The following is a 21936-nucleotide window of genomic DNA, read 5'->3' as shown; positions in this document are numbered from 1 at the left end:
TTAGTAATGATATGGCAATTTAAGAGAATCAGTGTTTGGGTGTAAACTGATATTGTTAATATTATGAATCCAACTTTGAAGTGACTGATAAAATTCAGTCCGGTGATAGCCGTTATTTTTTTGAGAGAATCAATTTTGATTAATTAGGGTGGCAACGCGGAGCTTTCCGTCCCTTGCATGGGGATAGAAACTCTTTTTTTGTGCTAAAAAATACAAGGAGGACTAATTGTTATGTTAGATTTAAAAAGAATAAGAAACAATCCAGAAGAAATTAAAAAACTTTTAACAAATAGAGGAGAAGATTTTGATTTATCTACTATAGATGAAGTTGTGTCTTTAGATGAAAAAAGAAGAAATATTTTAGTTGAAGTTGAGGAGTTAAAGAAAAATAGAAATGAAGCTTCATCAAAAATAGCTAAGATGAAAAAAGATGGGAAACCTGTAGATGAAGTTCTAGTTGAGATGAAAAAATTATCTGATGAAATAAAGGAATTTGATATAGATCTTTCAAAAATTGATGAAAAAATAGAATACATAATGCTTAGAATACCAAATATACCAAATCCTCAAGTGCCTGAAGGAAAAAGTGATGCTGATAACGTAGAAATCAGAAGATGGAGCGAACCAACTAAATTTAATTTTACTCCTAAAGCTCATTGGGATATAGGTACTGATTTAAATATATTGGATTTTGAAAGAGCTGGAAAAGTTTCAGGATCAAGATTTACATTTTACAGGGGATTGGGAGCAAAACTTGAGAGAGCGGTTATAAGTTACTTTTTAGATTTCCATACTGAAAAACATGGTTATGAAGAGTTATTTCCACCTTATATGGTAAATAGAACAAGTATGACAGGTACAGGACAACTTCCAAAATTTGAAGAAGATGCTTTTAGAGTTGCAAATAATGACTGTTTTTTAATACCTACGGCAGAGGTTCCTGTAACTAACTTTTATAGAAATGAAGTTTTAAAAGGAGAAAATCTTCCAATTAAACATGTAGCCTATAGTGCATGTTTTAGATCTGAAGCTGGATCAGCAGGAAGAGATACAAGAGGGCTCGTAAGACAGCATCAATTTAATAAAGTTGAGCTTGTTAAGTTTACAAGACCTGAGGATTCTTATGATGAGCTTGAAAAGCTTACAAGGGATGCAGAAGATGTACTTCAGGGATTAAAGATACCATATAGAGTAGTTAGAATATGCAAGGGTGATTTGGGATTTACAGCAGCACTTAAATATGATATAGAAGTGTGGATGCCAAGTTATAATAGATATGTAGAAATATCAAGTTGCAGTAATTTTGAAGATTTTCAGGCAAGGCGTGCAAATATAAAATATAAAGAAACTCCAAAAGACAAACCAAAATACGTTCATACATTAAATGGATCAGGTGTTGCTATAGGAAGAACAGTTGCAGCAATACTTGAGAACTATCAAAAAGAGGATGGAACTGTAGAGATTCCAGAACTTTTAAGGTCATATATGGGTGGAAGAGAAATAATAAAGTAATTTTTTATGAGTTCAAAAAGTAATGCTGCTTTTTGGACTCATGTTTTATAAAATTTATAAAAAAATCTATAAAAATGTTGACATATATATATATGGTTGGTATAATATTATTTGTTGACGGTCATGGAAAGATGGTCGAGTTGGTTTAAGGCACCGGTCTTGAAAACCGGCGTACGGGTGACCGTACCAAGGGTTCGAATCCCTTTCTTTCCGCCATTAAAATTTTATTAAACTGTAGGACATGGAGAAATACTCAAGTGGCCGAAGAGGCGCCCCTGCTAAGGGCGTAGGTCGGGTAACCGGCGCGAGGGTTCAAATCCCTCTTTCTCCGCCATTAAAAGCATCTATTATAAGGTGCTTTTAATTTTAAATGTTTGTATCAATTAATGTGCGCTAGTAGCTCAGTTGGATAGAGCAGTTGGCTACGAACCAGCGTGCCGGGGGTTCGAATCCTCTCTAGCGCACCAATATCAAGGCTTTCACTTATTTGTGAAAGCTTTTTTAGTGCAAAATAACACAACCGTAACACAGAAAAATATGTTAAATGCCAGAGATTCAAATTCTCTCTGGCAAACTACTATTAAGAATTCGATTTAACCTTAATTCCTATTTTTTCACCTAGCATAACTTTTGTTTCGTAACCTTTTTCTGTTTGTTCAATTAGATCACTGTCAAATATAACTTTTTCTTTTTCAAAGAATAAAATTATGGTAGAACCACCAAATTTAAAATATCCTTTTTCACTTCCCTTAAGTATGTTTTTTTTAGGGAAATAAGTTTGTATTATTGAACCAACACATGTAGCGCCTACTTCTATGTATAATACATCTCCAAAATTTTGTGAATGAAATAAGCTGAGCTCTCTTTTATTTTTACAAAATAACTCAGGTATTTTTTTTAATGCTGCTGGATTTACAGAATAATAATCTCCTTTAATTTTTTGAGAAACATCACAAATACCATTGTCTATAAAGTGAAACCTATGATAATCAGTAGGGGCAAGCCTGAGCACCATAAAACTGCCGTATTTGAATTTTTCGGCCAGTTTATTTTTCCCAATTAAATCAATTAACTTATATGTAAGGCCTTTTACCTGAATCAATTTGTTTAAATTTATATTTGAGTAAACTAAAATTCTACCATCACCAGGTGAGATTAATGAATCACTATTTTCACAAATAGGTCTAGCATCTTTTTTTAATTTTCTTGTGAAAAAATCATTAAAACTTTTAAAATCATTTTCATTTTTAATACATTCATTCATATTTATATTAAAATCATTAATAAAGTTAGGTATCTTTTTCCTGCTTAATTTGCCATCACAAAAGTATCCATATAATTTGGAAAAAATTTTTTTCTTAAATATAATTTCTAAAAATCTCATTCCTATAGGAGAAGAATAAATCCAATTTAAGTAAATATCGCCAGCTACATGTTCTATTTCATATTTTTTTAATTTCCTATTGTAATATTTAATCATTTTTAAATCCTCAATTTATATATAATTTTTATATTACTAAGCATAAATATATATTGTATCTTTATTATAATTGCCACATTTAATATGGTCAATTAATATATTAAGCTTTATTATTATGTACACTAAAATTTAATCTTTAAATTTAGTTGAGTTATTTTTATAACATAAGTATAATGTAAGTAGATATATTATACTGACCAGTCAATAAATATATAATAAAAATTTGGAGTGGTATCTATGAATAATACTAAAACTACAATTTTTGAATCAGCTATAAAGATTTTTTCTAATAATGGATATGATGGAGCTACTATGGATGCTATAGCTGCTGATGCAGGTGTAGCAAAAGGTACATTGTATTATCATTTTAAAAGTAAGCAAGAAATATTTAGATATATAATAAGTAAAGGTCTTCAAATCATAAAAGAAGAAATAGAAGATATAATAAATGAAAAAGAAGATGCAATATCCAAGCTTAAGAGTCTGTGTAAAATTCAACTAGGATTAGTATATGAAAGAAAAGATTTTTTTAAAGTTATAATGGGGCAACTTTGGGGAAAAAATAGCAGACAACTTGAACTTAGAGAAGCTGTAGATAAATATATTTTATATATACAAAAATATTTAGAGGATGCTATAAAAGAAGGTACTATAAAAGAAGGCAATACATATTTTATGGCATATACATTATTTGGAACTATATGTTCTGCGGCTGTGTATGAACTTATGAATGGTGATAAAGAAAATATAAATTCAGACAAGAAGAATTATATAGATATGATTGGTAATACTATAGACTATGTTTTAAATGGTATAAAAATTAAAAAATGCTAATATAGTTACCAGCATTTTTAAATTTTTATAATTTATTTGATTTAATTATAGATATTATAAGGATGAAACCTATAATTAAAGAAAGTATCAGTCCTGTAAGTCCTAATAAAGACATATTATAAATTCTTGGTCCTATATTCAAATTTAATATCAAAGAAGAACTTATGAGCATAGAGCATGATATAAGTGATATAGAAAGCCTGTTGGTCATTTTGTTCAACTGTTCTATAGAAGAATCAATTTTATTTAATTTAAGTTGAAGTTTAGCTCTTCCACTAAGTATTCCATCAATTAATTCTACTATTTTTGTAGGCAATTTTACTGAATTTTTTGTAAAATTATAAGAACTTATTAAAATATCATCTAAATTTAAACTTTTTAAAAAATATGATTTACTACTATTTTTAACAAAAGGTACAGCAATATCTAAAATTTGAATTTCAGGAGATATTTCGCTCACTAATCCTTCTACTATAATTAGGCTTTTTACTAAAAGTATTAAATCCTTTGGCAATCTAATATTATTATTCTTAGCACATTTAAAAATTTCTGTAATTAAAACAGAAATTTTTATATTTTGAAGAGATGTAGACAAATAGTTGGAAAGTAGAATATCTATATCTTCGTATAATCTATTTCTATCTACAAGACCTCTTTTTATCCCTATAGATATAATCACTGATACGAGTTTATCTAGATCTTTATAAACAATGGATATTATTATTTCATTTAATGATAATTTTAACGAAGGATATATGTTTCCCATTATTCCAAAATCTAAAAAACAGATTTTATTTTCCTGTATAAGAAGATTTCCTGGATGAGGATCAGCGTGAAAAAATCCATCAGTGAAAACTTGTTTAAAAAAAGAAATAGTTAATTTTTTGCCTAAATCATTTAAATCATAACCACCTTCTTTTAATTTTTCTAAGTTGTTTATCTTAAATCCATCAATTTTTTCCATTGTTAGTACCTTATCTTTAGATAATTCTTTTATTACATATGGAACGTGACAGAAGGCTACGTTATTATTTAACTTTTTAAATTTTATCATATTTTCCGCTTCTAGATTGAAATCAAATTCTTGACTTGTAGAAAATTTTAACTCATCAAGTGCTTCTTCAGGATCTATTATGGAATCTTCAAATTTTCTTTTAGTAAATTTTATTATTTTATATAAGATGGAAATATCAGTTTCCATCTTTTCTCTTATATTAGGCCTTTGTATTTTTACAATTACTTCTCTTCCATCTTTTAAAATTGCATTGTAGACTTGTGCTATTGAAGCAGAAGCAAATGGTATCTTTTCAAAATTCGAAAAGCATTCATCTATATTTTTGTTAAAATCCCTAAAAAAAACTTTATTGATATCTTCATATTTTTCTGGTGGCACATCATCTTGAAGCTTTGATAGTTCATTAATAAATTGTGGAGGTAGTATATCAGGTCTTGAACTTAAAATTTGACCTATTTTAATAAATGTTGGACCAAGTTCTTCAAATGCTTTTCTTAAATTTTCAGGCGATTTTTTTAGTCTGTTATTTTTAGTATTAATTACGAACTTAAAACCATATTTACCTAGAACCTTCACAATTTCTTTAAATCTTTTGGATGATTTTTTTTGCATTTTGTATAATAAATAAAGCCAAATTACGGCTTTATTTATTAGAAAGAGTTTCCTCTATTTTATTTAATCTCTGGTTTATAGATGATATGTCATTTTTTGAAGCAAAATTTAAATCATTTAATATAGAAGTAAGTTCATCTTTAGTTAAAGGTTTTAACTGGTTTTTTTTTGCAGTTACATTTCTTTTTAGCTCTTCTGATAATTGTTTACCTTCATCTACAGTGAGTTTACCTTTTTCAACCATTTCTTCAATTAGTTTTGCTGCTTTTTCATAGGTATACGCTGCAGAACCAACACCTGCCAAAAATAAATTTTTTAATTCATTAATCATAAAATAGACCTCCCTTTTATTTTAATTATGTCATGTTAGATATAGCTTTTCACAATATCTAATTTATTATTATGTATAGATAAAAGATTTATGTTTGAAATTTAATATACAAAAAAATTGACAATAAAGATAATCTATAATAGAATAGTAAGGTAGTATTAAGCATGCACTCGTAGCTCAGTAGGATAGAGCAGTGGTTTCCTAAACCACGTGCCGGAGGTTCGAATCCCCTCGGGTGCACCAAATCGCAAGTCTTGTAGCTTTAATAGCTTACAGGACTTTTATTATATTAAGCTTATAATTTAAGTTTAAATGAAAATTATACAATTTTCAATAGATTAGTAGAAAGTTTACATTATATTATAATATGATATATATGCTATAAGGTGATAAAATGAATTTTATGCAAGAAGCTATAAATGAGGCTAACTTTTCATTAAAATTAAATGAGGTGCCTGTTGGCTGCGTAATTGTGAAGGGAAATGAAATAATAGCAAGAGCTCACAACTTAAAAGAAAATAATAAGGATGCAACCTGTCATGCTGAAATTCTTGCAATAAGGTATGCAAGTAAAAAAATAGATAATTGGAGACTTACAGGATGCAGTATGTATGTTACTTTAGAACCCTGTCCAATGTGTGCTGGGGCTATAGTCCAATCAAGGCTAAGCAAACTTTATATAGGAACTTTTAATCCTTCTTGCGGTGCTTGTGGTTCAATTATAAATCTTATTGAAAATGAAAGACTTAATAATTTTGTAAATGTTAAATGGCTTTATAATGATAAATGCAGCAGTATTATAGAAAACTTTTTTAAGTTGAAAAGATAAATTGATTTGATTTATTTATAGTGCTTTTGTATAATATACTAGTACGAATTTTAAATATGGAGAAGTATCGAAGTGGTTATAACGGCCCGCACTCGAAATGCGGTAGTCACGAAAGTGGCTCGTGGGTTCGAATCCCACCTTCTCCGCCAATAGAGAATGATTAATTTTTGTGATGATTAATTAGTAAAGAATAAAAGATGGCGTTTAAGCTTTATGGCTTATGCGTCATCTTTTATTTTTTAAGAAGTTTTTTCAGTTATTACTAAAAAAAGTTAAAATTATGATTGAAATGTAGGCTTAAAAGATATATAATAAATATATACGAATTAGGTACACATTAGAAAAATGTGTTGCAGCTTTATAAATTTTAAAGAAATGATATTAATAATATTAATTAAATGGAGGTGTAATTATGTTTTTTAAGACTACGGAACAACATGAAAATTTGAGAAAAAAAATTAGAAAATTTGCTGAAGAAGAAGTTAAACCAATTGCATTTATGCTGGATCAGGAAAATAAATTTCCTTTGGAAGCAATTAATAAATTAGCGGGTATGGGAATGATGGGAATTCCATATCCAAAAGAATACGGTGGAGCAGGACTTGATGTAATCAGTTATGCAATTGCTGTTGAGGAATTATCAAGAGTAGATGGTGGTACAGGTGTAATTCTTTCGGCTCATACATCTTTAGGAACATATCCAATTGCTGCTTATGGTACAGATAAACAGAAAAAGAAATACTTAGTTCCACTAGCAAAGGGAGAGAAACTTGGTGCATTCGGTCTTACTGAAGAAAATGCGGGTAGTGATGCAGGTGGTACAGAGACAACTGCTGTTTTGGAAGGTGATCATTATATTTTAAATGGAGAAAAAATCTTCATTACCAATGGCGGAGAAGCTGACACTTATGTTATTTTTGCAGTAACTACACCAAATGTTGGTACTCATGGCATCAGTGCTTTTATTGTTGAAAAAGGTTCAGAAGGCTTTACTTTTGGTAAACATTACGATAAAATGGGAATTCGTTCCTCTATTACCTCAGAGTTAATTTTCAATAATGTGAAAGTTCCTAAAGAAAATTTATTAGGTAACGAGGGTGATGGTTTCAAAATAGCTATGGCTACTCTAGATGGTGGTCGTATTGGTATTGCAGCCCAGGCTCTTGGTATTGCTCAAGGTGCTTATGAGCACGCACTTGAGTATTCAAAAGAAAGAATTCAATTTGGCAAACCTATCTGCAGGCAGCAAAGCATTTCTTTTAAGCTGGCAGATATGGCAACAAAACTTAGAGCGGCTAGATTGCTTATTTACAGTGCAGCAGAATTAAAAGAAAATCATGAATCTTATAGTATGGAAGCTGCTATGGCAAAACAGTATGCTTCTGATGTTTGCCTTGAGATTGTAAATGATGCTCTTCAGATATTTGGTGGAAGCGGCTATCTTAAAGGTATGGAAGTTGAGCGTGCTTATAGGGATGCTAAAATTTGTACAATATATGAAGGAACTAATGAGATTCAACGTGTTGTTATCGCTGCTCATATAATAGGTAATACGCCTAAGAATAAACGTATAGATAAAGTTTCTCAAACAGATAAATTTCCTAAAAATGAATCAGCAACAGGTTACCGCAAAGAAGTGATTTTTAAACAGGGAACTTCTAAGGAAAGAGTTGATGCTCTTGTTAAAGCCCTTAAGGCAGATGGATATGATTTCACAGTTGGAATTCCTATTGATACTCCTATTAGTAAAGCTGAAAGAGTAGTAAGTGTAGGTCTAGGTATAGGGAAAAAAGAAAATATGAAACTTATAGAAGATTTGGCAGTTCAAGCTGGTGCAGCTATAGGTTCTTCACGTCCTGTAGCCGAAACTCTTAAATATGTGCCAATTGATCGTTATGTAGGTATGTCTGGTCAGAAATTTAATGGGAATCTCTATATTGCATGCGGTATTTCAGGTGCAATTCAGCATTTGAAGGGTATAAAGGATGCTTCTACGATTGTTGCTATAAACATCAATCCTAATGCTAAAATCTTTAAAAATGCAGATTATGGTATAGTTGGAGATTTAAATGAAATCTTACCACTACTCACTTCTGCTTTAGATAATGGAAAACCAAAAAAGAAGGCTCCACCAATGAACAAAATGAAGAGAGCTGTTCCCAAAAAGGATGTTTCAACCTTGAAACATTATGTATGTAATGGATGCGGATATGAATATGATCCTAACGTTGGTGATCCTGAAGGTGAAATAATTCCAGGCACACTCTTTGAAAATCTACCTAAAGATTGGACTTGCCCTGCTTGTGGTGAAGGAAAAGATATGTTTATAGAAGTCTAATTTCTATAATAAGTAAAATAATGATACATTTTTAGCATAAGGGAGGATTAATATATGCATTGCGTTAGAAAAATAACTAATGATCTTTATTGGATTGGCGGTAATGATCACCGTCTTGCTCTATTTGAAAATATTCATCCTATTCCAAGGGGTGTTTCTTATAACTCTTATTTACTTTTAGATAAAAAGACAGTTCTTTTTGATACAGTTGACTGGTCGATTTGCCGTCAGTTTCTTGAAAATGTTAAAGCGATTTTAGGAGACAGACCTTTAGATTATATGGTAATCAACCATGTGGAACCAGATCATGCAGCTTGTATTGAAGAGATTATTCTTCGCTATCCAGATGTAAAGATTGTATGTACAAAAAAAGCTTCAATGTTTATGAATCAGTTCGGTTTCAATATAGATGGTAAAGTAATAGAAGTAAAAGAAGGAGATACTATGTCATTTGGAGAGCACAAAGTTACATTTGTGTTAGCTCCAATGGTACATTGGCCAGAAGCTATGGTAACATATGATAGTACTAACGGTGTGTTGTTTTCAGCTGATGCTTTTGGAACATTTGGTGCCCTAGATGGTAAATTGTTTAATGATGAGGTAAACTTTGATCGTGATTGGATTGACGATGCAAGAAGATATTATACAAACATTGTAGGAAAATATGGTCCTCATGTTCAAAGTCTTTTGAAAAAAGCGAGCAATCTTGATATTAAGTTTATATGTCCTCTGCATGGACCTGTATGGCGTAATAATTTTGAGTATTTTTTAGATAAATATGATAAATGGAGCCGCTATGAACCTGAAGAAAAGGGTGTAATGATTGTTTATGGAACGATGTATGGTGACACAGAGGCTGCTGCCAATGATTTGGCAACGAGATTAGTTGAAAAGGGAATGACAAATGTGGTTATGTATGATGTTTCGAAAACTCATGTTTCCTATTTGATTTCTGAAACATTTAAGTATAGCCATGTAGTTCTTGCTTGTGTAACCTATAATCTAAAGATTTATCCACCAATGCTTAATTACATAATGGATATGAAGGCATTAAATCTTCAAAAACGTACTTTCGCTCTTATAGAAAATGGTTCATGGGCTCCTCAATCCGGTAAATTGATGCGCAAACTTTTGAATGAGATGAAGGAAATGACAATTTTAGATAGTGATATGACAGTTACTTCCAGTATGAAAGAAGATAATGCAAGTTCAATGGATTCTATTACTGACAGCATTATTAAATCGATGAAATAATCTTGAAAAAATATGTAGAATCAGTTCATGGAAAAAATCTGTGAGCTGATTTTTTTTATGTTAATTGGATTTTATACATTTAATATTTAGAGTTTCACTTGAAATTAAAAAATATTTCAATATACTATTGAAATATTTTTATTTTAATAGTATAATATTGACTGTTCTTGTGAGATTTAAAGAATAATTAAATATTATTGTATTTTCATGAGTAAATTCCTTGGAGAGATGTCCGAGTGGTTGAAGGAGCACGCCTGGAAAGCGTGTGTAGGGGAAACTCTACCGGGGGTTCGAATCCCCCTCTCTCCGCCATTAAACCTTTGTCGTGCTAGATGGGGAGTTAGCGGTGCCCTGTACCTGCAATCCGCTATAGCAGGATTTAATTCCTTGCTTAGGCTATAAATTGTGAGGTCTGGCCCATAAAAGTGGCGTTGAGAACTGGGTCCCACGCAACGGAAACTCATGAACCCCGTCAGGTCCGGAAGGAAGCAGCGGTAAGTGATAATTTTCGTGTGCCGTGGAAAAATCTAGTTTGAGTTAACTATATGGGTAACGCTTATAGTTTATTAGACGAAGCAAGGTGCACGACTTTAATAATTTGATTTTAAAAGATATCTTAATTAGGTATCTTTTTTATTTTAAGAAATTTTGTATATTATCTTATAATATATGAACTATAATATATACAAGAAGGTGATATATTTATGGCTTACACTGCATTATATAGAAAGTGGAGGCCCAGAACATTTAAGGATGTAGTGGGTCAAAAACATATAACTGTAACTTTAAAAAATCAGGTATTAAATAATAGAATAGCACATGCGTATTTGTTTTCAGGTACGAGAGGGACAGGAAAGACTTCTACTGCAAAAATTTTAGCTAAGGCAGTAAATTGTCTCGATTTAAAAGATGGTGAACCATGCAATGAATGTGAAATGTGTAAAAAAATAAATTCAGGTACTTCTATCGATGTAATTGAGATGGATGCTGCATCTAAAAGAAGACTGGAAGATATAAAAGATATAATAGAAAATGTTAAATATCCACCACAGGAAGGTAAATACAAAGTCTATATAATGGATGAGGTCCATATGCTTACTCAAGAAGCAGTGAATGCATTTCTGAAAACTTTAGAAGAACCGCCTAAAAATGTGATATTTATACTGGCAACTACAGATCCACAAAAACTTCCGGTAACTATACTTTCAAGGTGTCAAAAATTTGATTTTAGAAGAATAAAAAGTACGGATATATTTAAAAGACTTAGGTATATCTTAGATAGCCAGAACATATCTGCAGATGATAAAAGTTTGAATTTAATATCTAGAATATGTGATGGAGCTATGAGAGATGCACTGAGTGTACTTGATCAGGCAATATCTATGGATGATGGAAAAATTGAATATGAAAGTGTAGTTGATATGCTTGGATTAGTTACAAATGATAATTTATTTAAGCTTACTGATGCTATAATAGATAAAAATGTAGAAAAATCAATGAAAGTAATTGATGATATAGTTTTAAGTGGTAAAGATATATATAATTTTATAAGGGATATGATAACTCACTTAAGGAATTTATTGATGGCAAAGGTTTCTAAAAATCCAGAAGAAATTATGGATATGTCGGAAGAAAATGTAGAACTTATAAAAGAACAGGCACAGAATATAAGAATAGAAGAAATAATGAGGGATATAAGAATACTTCAAGATGCAGAGGAACAATCCAAATGGGTAAAACAAAGTAGAATTTATCTTGAACTTTCAGTTGTAAAGATGTGTAAAATAGAATATGATACATCAAAAGAAGTGATATTATCAAGGATAAATCAGCTGGAAGAAATAATAAAACACGGAAAAATTAAAATTTTGAAAGAAAATGATGCAGCTGAGAACAAAAATAGTATACGAGATAATAAAAATCTTAAAAGTAGTAAGAGAGATATAAAAGACAATGAAACAAAACTAAAAAAGCAGGAATTAAAAGAGAATATCAATTCCAATATAACTTTGGATATAGTTAAAAAAAGATGGAAGGATATACTTGAATCATTTAAGAATAAACACCAAATGGTACTTTTTGCAGCACTTACCACGGGTGAAGTAGTGAAATGCGAAAAAGGTATTATAACTATAAAGTACAATAAAAATTATGCATTTCATAAACAAAGACTTGAAAAGGTAGAAAATCAAAAAATAGTTGAAGCGGTGTTTTCAGATGTACTAAAAGAGAATGTTGACGTAAAATATATTATAGATGATGGTACTGAAAAAGTAACCGAATCAAGGGAGCAAATATTAAAAGATACTTTTGGAGAAGATATGGTAGAAATACTGGATGAATGATAAATCTATTTATAAAAATATGATATAATTAAAGCTGATATTATTAGTTAATTGAGGAGGAGATTGTATGTCAAGAGGCGGATTCCCTAACTTTGGCGGTGGGGGAAATATGAATAATTTGATGAAACAAGCTCAAAAAATGCAGAAACAAATGCAGGATATGCAACAAAATCTTGAAAATAAAGAATTTTCAGCTGTAGTTGGCGGCGGTGCAGTAACTGCAGTAGTAAGTGGAAAAAGAGAAATAAAGAGTATAAAAATAAAACCTGAAGTTGTTGATCCAGAAGATGTGGAAATGCTTGAGGATTTAGTGTTAACAGCTTGCAATGAAGCATTAAAAAATGCAGAAGAGCAAACTGCATCTGAAATGAAAAAATTAACAGGTGGACTTAATATTCCAGGAATGTTTTAGAATTAAACCCCGTCTTTAAAGATGGGGTTTTAAATTGAGGTGATGATATGGATTTTTATCCTGTTGCTATAGAAAAATTAATAGAAGAATTTGCAAAGCTCCCTGGTATAGGATATAAAACAGCACAAAGGCTCACTCTTCATATATTGAATTTACCAGGAGATGAAGTAAGAGAATTTGCAGAGGCTTTAATAAAGGCAAGGGGAACTATAAAATACTGTTCTGTTTGTGGAAATTTTACGGATTCAGATCCTTGCGCTATATGTTCAAATCCAAATAGAGATAAGGGCACAATATGTGTAGTAGAACAGCCAAAGGATATAATGGCTATGGAAAGAATAAAAGAATACAATGGAGTTTACCATGTACTTCATGGAAATATATCACCAATGGCAGGAAGAGGACCGGAGGATATAAAATTAAGAGAACTTATAAGAAGAATAAATGGCAGTGTAAAAGAAGTAATAGTAGCAACTAATCCTAATGTAGAAGGTGAAGCTACGGCTATGTATATATCAAAAATATTAAAGCCACTTGGAGTGAAGGTGACAAGAATAGCTCATGGAGTTCCAGTAGGTGGAGACTTGGAATATGCTGATGAAGTTACGCTATTGAAGGCACTTGAGGGAAGAACTGAAATATAATTTATATTGTATATTAATCCTAATTTATGTCAATGATTTATATATATATTTATAAATTAGGAGGATTTTATGAACAGAAGGAATATAGTAAAGTATTTACTTGAAAAAAATTCAAAATATACAAAAAGCCAGAGAAAATTATTGAAAGATATAGAAAGTGCTAGATTGGAAATAGAAAGATGCAGTGTTTATTTTGATACTGTAAAAGACCGCAACCTTGTAGATTATGCAATACATATGGAGGAGGCAGCAAAAGCCAAGTATATGTATTTATTGAATAAAGCTAGAAAAAATGGACTTAAAATTAATAACGAAAGTATACTTCAGAATACATTGTCAATTAAAAAATCTTCTTAAAAAATTAACATATCCAACTTTGTATTAATACTTTTTTATTGATAGAATATAAATTAATAAAAGGAAATCTATATTATAGAAATATTTTGTAGTTATTAATACATGAGGAGATGAACATATGTTTGAATATATAGGATATTTTTTAATTGCTATTTTAGGATTGTATATACTGGTAAAAGTATTTTCATGGCCTATAAGAATATTATTTAAGCTGATTGTAAATGCAATTCTAGGAGCTGTTTTGCTGATAATTGTAAATTTTATAGGCAAATATGTAGGATTTTATATAGGAATAAATGCTATTACAGCACTTATTGCTGGATTTTTTGGAATACCAGGAGTAATTTTTTTAGTAGTATTTAAATTGTTTTTGTAGATATGTTTTAGAATGAACATATCTATTTTTATAAACTTTGGACAGGTTATATGAATTTTGAACAGACACTTAGAATGGCAAAACAAAAAATGAGCATATATAATTATAAGGTAGAAGAGAATTTTATATTTGAAAAATATTACATATATATATTATAATATAATAAGTTATGCTTTATTAAGTATAACCTTGAGGAATAGTTCACATTAGTACAAGGGGGTGTAGCATGATTATGAAATTTAAATATTGTCCTATATGTGGAAGAGAGCTAGAAGAAAAATATAGTTGGGATGAAGGTGGAGTACCGTATTGTTCTAAAGATGATATATTGTTTTTTGATACTCCTAAACCATGCATTATAGTTGCGATAATAAATAAAGACAAAATATTATTGCTTAAACAAAGTTATATATATAAAAATTCTAAAGTGCTGCTTTCGGGATATGTTACGAATGGTGAGACTGTAGAAGAAACTGTTCATAGGGAAGTTATGGAGGAATCCGGACTCAAAATTAAAGATTTGAAGTATCTTGGAAGTGAATATGTTAAAAATAAAGAAATAATTATGCTTACATTTATGGCTAAATATAATGGCGGAGAAATAAAAAAATCCTCAGAGGTAGAAGGTATAGAATGGATAAAACTTAAAAATGCTATTTATGAAATGGATGAAGACGAAATAGGAAAAAACATAGTGAAAAAAGTTTTAAAAGAAATTGATAATAGAAGTGTATATTAAAAGTTAGGGGGGGATTTTATGGCTAAATATGTACCTGAAATAAAAGGAATTTTAAAGAGGCATACCATTCAATTGCCGGAGGTTATAAGAGAAGCAAGTGGAATAAGGATATTTGGAAAAAGGCTGAAATCTTTTGTATTTACTACAGATGTAGCAGTTATAAAAAATACTAATGCGGATGCAGTCATTGCTGTCTATCCATTTACACCCCAGCCTATTATAACGCATTCTATTATTTTATCTGCAGATATTCCGGTATTTTGTGGAGTAGGAGGTGGAATTGCACCAGGGAAAAGGGTTGTCAACTTAGCATTAGATGCAGAGTTTAAAGGTGTTATGGGAGTAGTTGTAAACAGTAATACTACAAATGAAGTCATAAGAGACATAAGAGATACTATAGATATACCGATAATAGTTACTATAATATCTGAATATGAAAATGTAAAAGAGAGAATAGAATCTGGTGCTACTATAATAAATGTATCTGGCGCAGATAAAACAAATAAGATAGTGAGACAAATAAGAAGTGAATATCCAACTTTCCCAATAATAGCTACAGGTGGAATTACAGACGAAAGTATAAGGGAAACGATAAAAGCTGGTGCTAATGCAATAACGTTTACTCCACCTACAGCAAGCGAAATTTTAAGTGAAATAATGGATCGGTTCAGGGAAAAATATGAAAGAGATAGACATAGACAAGATAAATCTGAAAATTAAGATATAGGGGAGTTAATATGAAAGGTGTTTTATATTACTTTAGTGGTACTGGAAATACAAAATGGGTAGCGGATAAATTTGAAAGTATTTTTAAAGATCATAATATAGATTTAAAACTGATAAACGTAGAAGATAAAGAAAAGGTAAAAAGTGAATGTTTAAAAAAAAATGATTTTATAATTGTTGGATCACCTGTACATACGGGTTTTTTACCTAAAATTGTATGCAATTTTTTAGATGATGTCAAATTCCAAAATAGAAATACTAAAGCTATAGTATATTCTACTCAGGGAGGTAAATCTTCCCCGATACCACTTTTTATGGGAAAATGTCTTAAAAAAAAGGGGTATAAGATTGTGGCGCAATCAAGTATAGAAATGCCTAATAATTATTACTTTTCAATAGGGAGGAAGCCAGATAAACATAGTATTGAAAAATTGCTTGCAAGTGCAGAAAAGAAAACGAAATATATTGTAGAAAATTTTATTAATAATAATGTTATAATTGAATCAAAATCTGAAATGAAAGTTTTATTTGGAAAGATTTTATTCAATATCTTTAAAAAATCAATGCCGAAATTATCTAAAAATATTTCATCTACAGAACAATGCAACAAATGCGGAATGTGTCTTATAAATTGTCCACAGAACAATATAACGTTTGAGAATGGACATGCTGTATTTCATAGCAAGTGTATTTTATGTATGCGCTGTATACATATTTGTCCTGTAAATGCAATAACATATAAGAACGAAAAAATAATTCAAACTCAAAAATATATTATAGATTCTTTGAAATTAAAAAAATAAAATTTGTTAATTAAGCACATTATATGTTCTTAATTAATATTATAAACTAAGATTAAGAAAGTTTTTGAATTAAAATTTACTTAATAGAAAATAATAAATGTAAAGTAAAAATAAAAATAAAAAAATTTCAAAATAGGTATTGACATATTGAAATTCAAATTCTATAATAGATTACAATCTAGTAAATAATAATTGATTTAAAAAATTATATTGTCCTATGAAGAGAATAGTAGCTTTAGTTGAGAAGAAGAGAGTCAACGGCAGGTGAGAGTTGATACTTATACTTTAAGTGAATCCATCTTAGAGGATTATTGCGATGAGTAATACGGTAATAGCCGTTATTTATACGAGAGGATTGTGTTAAAAACTTTTAATACAATCAATTAGGGTGGCAACGCGAATGAATCGTCCCTTTGCAGGGATAATTGATTTGTGTTGCTTTTTTACTTTTAATTAATGCTATTAGTATTGATTAAACTCTCAACTTAATTTAAAAGAGAAATCAGTGTATACTATGACTTTAATGATGTACCGCAGTACATTAACAAATTTAAAATTTGGAGGAGAAAGAAATGCATAAAAAATTATTCATTCCAGGACCTGTAGAAGTAAGACAGGATGTATTAGATAAAATGGCAACACCTATGATAGGACATAGAAGTAAAGAAGCTTCTAATCTTCAAAGAGGTATAAGTGATAAACTTAGGAAGGTCTTTCATACAAAGGAAGAAATTTTACTTTCCACATCATCTGGAACTGGACTTTTAGAGGGAGCAATAAGATGTAGTACGGTAAAGAGAGCAGCTATTTTTTCAGTTGGAGCTTTCGGAAATAGATGGCATCAAATTGCTGAAGCCAATAATGTACCGGCAGATTTGTTTGAAGAGGAATGGGGTAAGGGTGTAGATGTTGATAAAATAGATAAAACACTTGCCACAGGAAAATATGATGTACTTTGTGTAACTCATAATGAAACTTCTACAGGAGTTATGAACCCGGTTGAAGAGATAGCTGAAGTATTAAAAAAATATCCAGAGGTTGTATGGTGTGTTGATACAGTAAGTTCTATGGGCGGTACTAAAATAGAAGTCGATAAACTTGGAATGGATATATGCCTTACTTCTACTCAAAAGGCTATAGGACTTCCACCAGGAATGTCAATATGTTCTTTCTCAGAAAAAGCAGTGGAAAGGGCAAAAAAAGTTAAATTCAGAGGATATTATTTGGACCTTTTAACACTTTATAATTATATTCATAAAAAAGACTATCAATATCCATCAACACCATCATTGTCTCATATGTTTGCACTTGATTATCAATTGGATAGAATGCTTGAAGAAGGACTTGAAAATAGATATAAAAGACATCTTGATATGGCACAGTATGTAAGAGAATGGGCAAAGAAATATTTTGCACTTTATTCAGATGAAAGATATTTATCAAATACTGTAACAAACCTAAAAAATACTAGAAATATTGATATTGGAGAATTAAATAAGGAACTCGGAAAAAGAGGATTTCAAATATCAAATGGTTATGGAAAATTAAAAGGCAAAGCTTTTAGAATAGCGCATATGGCTGATTTCACGTTAGACGATATAAAGGAGCTTTTAAATAATATAAACGATATTTTAAGGTTATAATTCGGAATATTTCAAATAGTTATAAATTAAGGAGGTCTTTAAATTGACAAGAATATTGGTTAGTGATGGCATGGAAAAAGTGGCAATGGATAAACTCATACAGGATGGATTTGAAGTTGTAGATAAACATTATGAAGAGGAAGAATTGAAAGAACAGATAAAGAATTTTGATGTTATATTAGTTAGGTCTGCTACTAAAATAAGAAAACCACTTATAGATATTGCAAAAAATGGAGAGCTTAAGTTAATTATAAGAGGGGGAGTTGGAGTAGATAATATAGATGTGGAATATGCTAGAAAAAATGGCATACAGGTGAACAATACACCAAATGCAAGTACTGTATCTGTAGCTGAAATGACTTTGGCGCATATGCTTACTATATCAAGATATATAAACAATGCAAATATAACTATGAGACAGGGAAAATGGGAAAAGAAAAAGTATAAAGGTGTTGAATTATTCGGAAAAACTCTTGGACTTATCGGATTTGGAAGGATAGCAAAAGAAGTTGCAAAGAGAGCACAGGCAATGGGAATGAAAGTAGTATATTATGATAAATTAGGTAAAGCTAAAGGATATAATGACTATAAATTCTATGAATTGAATGATTTATTGAAGAAAGCAGATTATATATCAGTTCATATTCCATTTGGCAAAAATAATAAGCCTGTAATTGGAAAGGAGCAGTTTGATGTAATGAAAGATGGAGTTTATCTTATAAATTGTGCACGAGGTGGAGTTATAGATGAAGATGAACTTGTTAAAGCACTTAATTCTGGGAAAGTAGCTGGAGCTGCACTTGATGTATTTTGTGGAGAACCAAATCCAAAAGAAGAACTTGTAAATAATGATAGAGTATCTGTAACACCGCATATAGCTGGATCTACAAAAGAAGCACAGGAGAGAATTGGTATGGAAATAGTAGATATAGTTGAAAATTTTTTCGATTGTGCAGATAAGAAAGCTATAAATCAATAAGTTAACAATATATAAGTTTATAATGAGTTAAATGGAGGTAGAAATGGCTGTTATAAGAGCATTTAAAGCTATAAGGCCAAGAAAAGATCTGGCATTTAAGGTAGCAGCTCTTCCTTATGACGTTATGAATAGTGATGAGGCAAGGGAGGAAGCAAAGGGAAACGAATATTCTTTTCTTCATATAGATAAGGCTGAAATAGATTTGGATAAAAATATAGGTATTTATGATGAGAAAGTTTATAAAAAGGCAAAAGAAAATTTAGAAAATATGATTTCAAAAGATATATTAATTGAAGATAAAAAACCTTGTTTATATATATATAGACTTACAATGAATGGAAAAAGCCAGACGGGTATAGTAGGCTGTACTTCAATAGATGATTATATTAACAACAATATAAAAAAACATGAACATACGAGACATGACAAAGAAATAGATAGAATTAATCATGTAGATTATTGCAATGCAAATACTGGACCAATTTTTATGACTTATAGAAATAATGATGAAATAAATAATATAGTAAATGAGTGGACAAAAAAGGAAGCTGTTTATGATTTTACTGCTAAAGATGGGGTTTTACACAAAGTTTGGATTATAGATAATGAAGATACTATTTTAAAAATATGCAATATATTTAAAGAAATAGATAGTCTTTATATAGCGGATGGGCATCATAGGGCAGCATCAGCTGTAAAGGTAGGTATTAAGAGAAGAAAAGAAGCTGGTAATTATTCTGGAGATGAAGAATTTAATTTCTTTCTATCGGTAGTTTTCCCGGATTCGGATTTAAATATTATAGATTATAATAGGATAGTAAAAGATTTAAATGGACTTACTCCAAAGGAGTATATTGATAAAATAAGTGGAAAATTTAAAGCAGAAGTTTATAATGGGGTAAAGCAATATAAGCCGTGTAAAAAGCACACTTATGGTATGTATTTGGATGGTATGTGGTATAAACTTACTGCTAAGGAAGGAACTTATGATTTAAATGATGTAGTATCGAGTCTGGATGTATCCATACTTCAAGATAATTTATTATCTCCTATTCTTGGAATAAAAGATCCAAGACAGGATAGTAGAATTGATTTTGTAGGAGGGATAAGGGGACTTGATGAACTTGAACAAAAAGTGGATAGTAAGGAATATAGATTAGCATTTTCTATGTATCCAGTTACTTTGGATGAATTAATGAAAATTGCAGATAGTGGAAAAGTTATGCCTCCGAAATCAACATGGTTTGAGCCTAAGTTGAGAAGTGGATTATTTATACACAAATTAAAATAAGTTTTTATTGAGATGGGGAACTAAAGAGTTCCTCATTTTTTAATACATAATTAAAAGTAAATTAGATTTCGTATGTAAAAATATAGGCATAATTACAAATATTTTTTATGATATAATAATAAGTAAACTTGACCATTATTAAAGTGTTGTAATTAGGAGAGGAAGAAATGCTAAAAGAACAATGTGTGACAATTAACTTAGCAAGTGGTAATAATAGAGAGTATATAATAAAAGATGCTTTAGGTATAACTATAGGATGGGCATTTATAATTGAACTTTCTAAAGAAAATAAATACTGTATTCTTAGAATAAAATTTTATAAATCCAGGGATTCAAGTTATAGTTTACTTAAGAGCTCACTTAATATATTTATGAAAATACTTTTTATAAATATGAAGTTAAACAAAATAAATATATTGGTAAATGAAGATATAAATATAAGTTCATTTACTGATTTGGGTTTTGAACTTGAAGGAATAGTATCAAATACAGTGAAAGTTAATTCATCATATAAAGATGAATTATTGTTTGGATTAAATTGTGACAAGTTTAAAAGCATAAGCATAAATAGGATGTTGCATATAAATGGAAACAATATAGATATTAAAGTATTAACTCCACAGGATGCACAGGATGTACTTGAGTACTATATGAAAAATAAAGAATATCTCAAAAAGTTTGAACCAACACGTGAGAAAAGATTTTATACTTTAGATGTTCAAAAAAGGAACTTAATAGAAAGTTATACAGAGTTTTTAAATGGTAAAAGTGTGAATTTTGGAATATATAAAAATTCAAAATTTATAGGTAAAATACAAATATCAAATATAGTTATAGGTGTTTTTAAAAGTGCAATTGTAGGATATTCAATTGATGAGGATGAACAAGGAAAAGGTTATATGAAAGAAGCATTAAAGTTAACTCTTCAATATGCTTTTAATGAAATACAATTACATAGAATAGAAGCTTCTACTTTAGTAGATAATGTAAAGTCTCAAGGTGTACTTAAAAGTTTAGGATTTAAAGAATTAGGATTGAATAAGGAGTACTTATTCATAGATGGAAAATGGAGAGATCATTTAACTTTTTATAAAATTAATCCATATAAATAGAGAATATTAACTATAAACATTTCCAAGTGTATCTATATGCAAAAAAGATAGATATAAGGAGAATAAGAAAGAAAATTTAAATTAAATTATGAAAATGGGAAAATGAGCTTATTGAATTAGGTGAATGCTGTGCTATAATAATTTTCGTTGTGTCAAACGGGGCGGCCAAATGAGCCAAACAGCAAAAGTTTAAAAGATGAAAGCTTTTAAAAATATTTTGTAAAAAAGTGTTGACAAACAAAAATACAGGTGATATACTGTAAAAGCTGTCTGAGGAGACAGCGAGAATGATCCTTGAAAATTA

At 29.9% G+C, this 21936-nt stretch carries 20 protein-coding genes, 6 tRNA genes, 1 other RNA gene and 2 other annotated features (1 of these 29 only partly in view); of the genes, 24 read left to right on the top strand and 3 right to left on the bottom strand.

From position 1 onward, the window contains the following. Positions 1-177: a binding site (T-box leader), on the top strand; it begins 18 nt to the left of the window's first position. Between the two features lie 54 nt (positions 178-231). From serS to J2Z42_RS13585, 4 genes are all read left to right on the top strand, one after another. Beyond that, entirely contained in the window at positions 232-1512 is a 1281-nt protein-coding gene (serS, locus tag J2Z42_RS13600) for a serine--tRNA ligase (RefSeq protein WP_209703310.1), read from the top strand. A 125-nt stretch (positions 1513-1637) separates the two neighbouring features. Next, positions 1638-1728 (top strand) — tRNA-Ser (locus J2Z42_RS13595). Between the two features lie 27 nt (positions 1729-1755). Continuing rightward, positions 1756-1846 (top strand) — tRNA-Ser (locus tag J2Z42_RS13590). A 56-nt stretch (positions 1847-1902) separates the two neighbouring features. Then, positions 1903-1979 (top strand) — tRNA-Arg (locus J2Z42_RS13585). A 113-nt stretch (positions 1980-2092) separates the two neighbouring features. Here J2Z42_RS13585 and J2Z42_RS13580 read toward each other — a convergent pair. Beyond that, positions 2093-2992, bottom strand: a complete 900-nt coding sequence (locus J2Z42_RS13580; RefSeq protein ID WP_209703309.1) for a phosphatidylserine decarboxylase — start codon at positions 2990-2992, stop codon at positions 2093-2095. A gap of 237 nt (positions 2993-3229) precedes the next feature. On the opposite strand from J2Z42_RS13580, the gene J2Z42_RS13575 reads away from it, so the two are divergent. Continuing rightward, positions 3230-3826, top strand: coding sequence for a TetR/AcrR family transcriptional regulator (locus tag J2Z42_RS13575; RefSeq protein WP_209703308.1), 597 nt, complete (start codon positions 3230-3232; stop codon positions 3824-3826). Positions 3827-3851: 25 nt separating this feature from the next. On the opposite strand, the gene J2Z42_RS13570 is transcribed toward J2Z42_RS13575, so the two are convergent. Together J2Z42_RS13570 and J2Z42_RS13565 are read right to left on the bottom strand one after the other, a co-directional pair. Further along, complete coding sequence (locus J2Z42_RS13570; RefSeq protein WP_209703307.1) at positions 3852-5453, bottom strand: ABC1 kinase family protein; 1602 nt, start codon at positions 5451-5453, stop codon at positions 3852-3854. A gap of 31 nt (positions 5454-5484) precedes the next feature. Next, complete coding sequence (locus J2Z42_RS13565) at positions 5485-5784, bottom strand: phasin family protein (RefSeq protein WP_209703306.1); 300 nt, start codon at positions 5782-5784, stop codon at positions 5485-5487. Between the two features lie 166 nt (positions 5785-5950). Between J2Z42_RS13565 and J2Z42_RS13560 the strand changes: the two genes are divergently transcribed. The 19 genes from J2Z42_RS13560 (at position 5951) to J2Z42_RS13470 (ending at position 21632) form a co-directional block, all read left to right on the top strand. Further along, positions 5951-6027 (top strand) — tRNA-Arg (locus tag J2Z42_RS13560). A gap of 151 nt (positions 6028-6178) precedes the next feature. Then, entirely contained in the window at positions 6179-6613 is a 435-nt protein-coding gene (locus J2Z42_RS13555; protein ID WP_209703305.1) for a nucleoside deaminase, read from the top strand. Positions 6614-6671: 58 nt separating this feature from the next. Beyond that, positions 6672-6762, top strand: a tRNA-Ser gene (locus tag J2Z42_RS13550). 263 nt (positions 6763-7025) lie between these two features. Beyond that, positions 7026-8951, top strand: a complete 1926-nt coding sequence (locus tag J2Z42_RS13545) for an acyl-CoA dehydrogenase family protein (protein WP_209703304.1) — start codon at positions 7026-7028, stop codon at positions 8949-8951. A 54-nt stretch (positions 8952-9005) separates the two neighbouring features. Continuing rightward, complete coding sequence (locus J2Z42_RS13540; protein ID WP_209703303.1) at positions 9006-10205, top strand: FprA family A-type flavoprotein; 1200 nt, start codon at positions 9006-9008, stop codon at positions 10203-10205. Positions 10206-10427: 222 nt separating this feature from the next. Further along, positions 10428-10517: transfer RNA gene (locus J2Z42_RS13535), tRNA-Ser, on the top strand. Between the two features lie 11 nt (positions 10518-10528). Further along, positions 10529-10793: signal recognition particle sRNA large type (gene ffs, locus J2Z42_RS13530), an RNA gene on the top strand. A gap of 116 nt (positions 10794-10909) precedes the next feature. Next, complete coding sequence (dnaX, locus tag J2Z42_RS13525) at positions 10910-12550, top strand: DNA polymerase III subunit gamma/tau (protein ID WP_209703302.1); 1641 nt, start codon at positions 10910-10912, stop codon at positions 12548-12550. A gap of 67 nt (positions 12551-12617) precedes the next feature. Next, positions 12618-12962: a YbaB/EbfC family nucleoid-associated protein gene (locus J2Z42_RS13520; protein WP_209703301.1), complete on the top strand. Its 345-nt coding sequence runs from the start codon at positions 12618-12620 to the stop codon at positions 12960-12962. Between the two features lie 47 nt (positions 12963-13009). Further along, positions 13010-13606, top strand: coding sequence for a recombination mediator RecR (gene recR / locus J2Z42_RS13515; RefSeq protein WP_209703300.1), 597 nt, complete (start codon positions 13010-13012; stop codon positions 13604-13606). Between the two features lie 69 nt (positions 13607-13675). Further along, a complete protein-coding gene (locus J2Z42_RS13510; protein WP_209703299.1) occupies positions 13676-13963 on the top strand; it encodes a DUF2508 family protein in 288 nt (95 codons plus the stop codon). A 118-nt stretch (positions 13964-14081) separates the two neighbouring features. Beyond that, positions 14082-14339: a pro-sigmaK processing inhibitor BofA family protein gene (locus J2Z42_RS13505; protein ID WP_209703298.1), complete on the top strand. Its 258-nt coding sequence runs from the start codon at positions 14082-14084 to the stop codon at positions 14337-14339. Between the two features lie 232 nt (positions 14340-14571). Next, positions 14572-15078: an NAD(+) diphosphatase gene (locus J2Z42_RS13500; RefSeq protein ID WP_209703315.1), complete on the top strand. Its 507-nt coding sequence runs from the start codon at positions 14572-14574 to the stop codon at positions 15076-15078. Between the two features lie 18 nt (positions 15079-15096). Then, positions 15097-15798 carry a beta/alpha barrel domain-containing protein gene (locus J2Z42_RS13495; RefSeq protein ID WP_209703297.1) on the top strand — a complete coding sequence of 234 codons (702 nt, stop codon included), beginning with the start codon at positions 15097-15099 and terminating at the stop codon, positions 15796-15798. Positions 15799-15815: 17 nt separating this feature from the next. Then, positions 15816-16607, top strand: a complete 792-nt coding sequence (locus J2Z42_RS13490) for an EFR1 family ferrodoxin (protein WP_209703296.1) — start codon at positions 15816-15818, stop codon at positions 16605-16607. A 208-nt stretch (positions 16608-16815) separates the two neighbouring features. Beyond that, positions 16816-17023: a binding site (T-box leader), on the top strand. Between the two features lie 156 nt (positions 17024-17179). Continuing rightward, positions 17180-18250, top strand: coding sequence for a pyridoxal-phosphate-dependent aminotransferase family protein (locus tag J2Z42_RS13485; RefSeq protein WP_209703295.1), 1071 nt, complete (start codon positions 17180-17182; stop codon positions 18248-18250). Between the two features lie 43 nt (positions 18251-18293). Further along, positions 18294-19229, top strand: coding sequence for a D-2-hydroxyacid dehydrogenase (locus tag J2Z42_RS13480; RefSeq protein ID WP_209703294.1), 936 nt, complete (start codon positions 18294-18296; stop codon positions 19227-19229). A 43-nt stretch (positions 19230-19272) separates the two neighbouring features. After that, on the top strand, positions 19273-20520 hold the full coding sequence (locus J2Z42_RS13475; protein ID WP_209703293.1) for a DUF1015 domain-containing protein: 1248 nt from the start codon (positions 19273-19275) through the stop codon (positions 20518-20520). Between the two features lie 167 nt (positions 20521-20687). Next, positions 20688-21632, top strand: a complete 945-nt coding sequence (locus tag J2Z42_RS13470) for a GNAT family N-acetyltransferase (protein WP_209703292.1) — start codon at positions 20688-20690, stop codon at positions 21630-21632. Positions 21633-21936 lie beyond the last annotated feature (304 nt).

Source organism: Clostridium algifaecis, from assembly GCF_017874415.1.
Classification (GTDB): Bacteria; Bacillota; Clostridia; order Clostridiales; family Clostridiaceae; genus Clostridium_B; species Clostridium_B algifaecis.
Note: the sequence above shows the minus strand (reverse complement) of the source record. Positions and strands in the feature narration are given on the sequence as shown.

Excerpts from the sequence above, each read along its gene's own strand:
- serS (WP_209703310.1), top strand. The coding sequence starts at position 232 with ATGTTAGATTTAAAAAGAATAAGAAACAATCCAGAAGAAATTAAAAAA.
- J2Z42_RS13580 (WP_209703309.1), bottom strand. The coding sequence starts at position 2,992 with ATGATTAAATATTACAATAGGAAATTAAAAAAATATGAAATAGAACAT.
- J2Z42_RS13575 (WP_209703308.1), top strand. The coding sequence starts at position 3,230 with ATGAATAATACTAAAACTACAATTTTTGAATCAGCTATAAAGATTTTT.
- J2Z42_RS13570 (WP_209703307.1), bottom strand. The coding sequence starts at position 5,453 with ATGCAAAAAAAATCATCCAAAAGATTTAAAGAAATTGTGAAGGTTCTA.
- J2Z42_RS13565 (WP_209703306.1), bottom strand. The coding sequence starts at position 5,784 with ATGATTAATGAATTAAAAAATTTATTTTTGGCAGGTGTTGGTTCTGCA.
- J2Z42_RS13555 (WP_209703305.1), top strand. The coding sequence starts at position 6,179 with ATGAATTTTATGCAAGAAGCTATAAATGAGGCTAACTTTTCATTAAAA.
- J2Z42_RS13545 (WP_209703304.1), top strand. The coding sequence starts at position 7,026 with ATGTTTTTTAAGACTACGGAACAACATGAAAATTTGAGAAAAAAAATT.
- J2Z42_RS13540 (WP_209703303.1), top strand. The coding sequence starts at position 9,006 with ATGCATTGCGTTAGAAAAATAACTAATGATCTTTATTGGATTGGCGGT.
- dnaX (WP_209703302.1), top strand. The coding sequence starts at position 10,910 with ATGGCTTACACTGCATTATATAGAAAGTGGAGGCCCAGAACATTTAAG.
- J2Z42_RS13520 (WP_209703301.1), top strand. The coding sequence starts at position 12,618 with ATGTCAAGAGGCGGATTCCCTAACTTTGGCGGTGGGGGAAATATGAAT.
- recR (WP_209703300.1), top strand. The coding sequence starts at position 13,010 with ATGGATTTTTATCCTGTTGCTATAGAAAAATTAATAGAAGAATTTGCA.
- J2Z42_RS13510 (WP_209703299.1), top strand. The coding sequence starts at position 13,676 with ATGAACAGAAGGAATATAGTAAAGTATTTACTTGAAAAAAATTCAAAA.
- J2Z42_RS13505 (WP_209703298.1), top strand. The coding sequence starts at position 14,082 with ATGTTTGAATATATAGGATATTTTTTAATTGCTATTTTAGGATTGTAT.
- J2Z42_RS13500 (WP_209703315.1), top strand. The coding sequence starts at position 14,572 with ATGAAATTTAAATATTGTCCTATATGTGGAAGAGAGCTAGAAGAAAAA.
- J2Z42_RS13495 (WP_209703297.1), top strand. The coding sequence starts at position 15,097 with ATGGCTAAATATGTACCTGAAATAAAAGGAATTTTAAAGAGGCATACC.
- J2Z42_RS13490 (WP_209703296.1), top strand. The coding sequence starts at position 15,816 with ATGAAAGGTGTTTTATATTACTTTAGTGGTACTGGAAATACAAAATGG.
- J2Z42_RS13485 (WP_209703295.1), top strand. The coding sequence starts at position 17,180 with ATGCATAAAAAATTATTCATTCCAGGACCTGTAGAAGTAAGACAGGAT.
- J2Z42_RS13475 (WP_209703293.1), top strand. The coding sequence starts at position 19,273 with ATGGCTGTTATAAGAGCATTTAAAGCTATAAGGCCAAGAAAAGATCTG.
- J2Z42_RS13470 (WP_209703292.1), top strand. The coding sequence starts at position 20,688 with ATGCTAAAAGAACAATGTGTGACAATTAACTTAGCAAGTGGTAATAAT.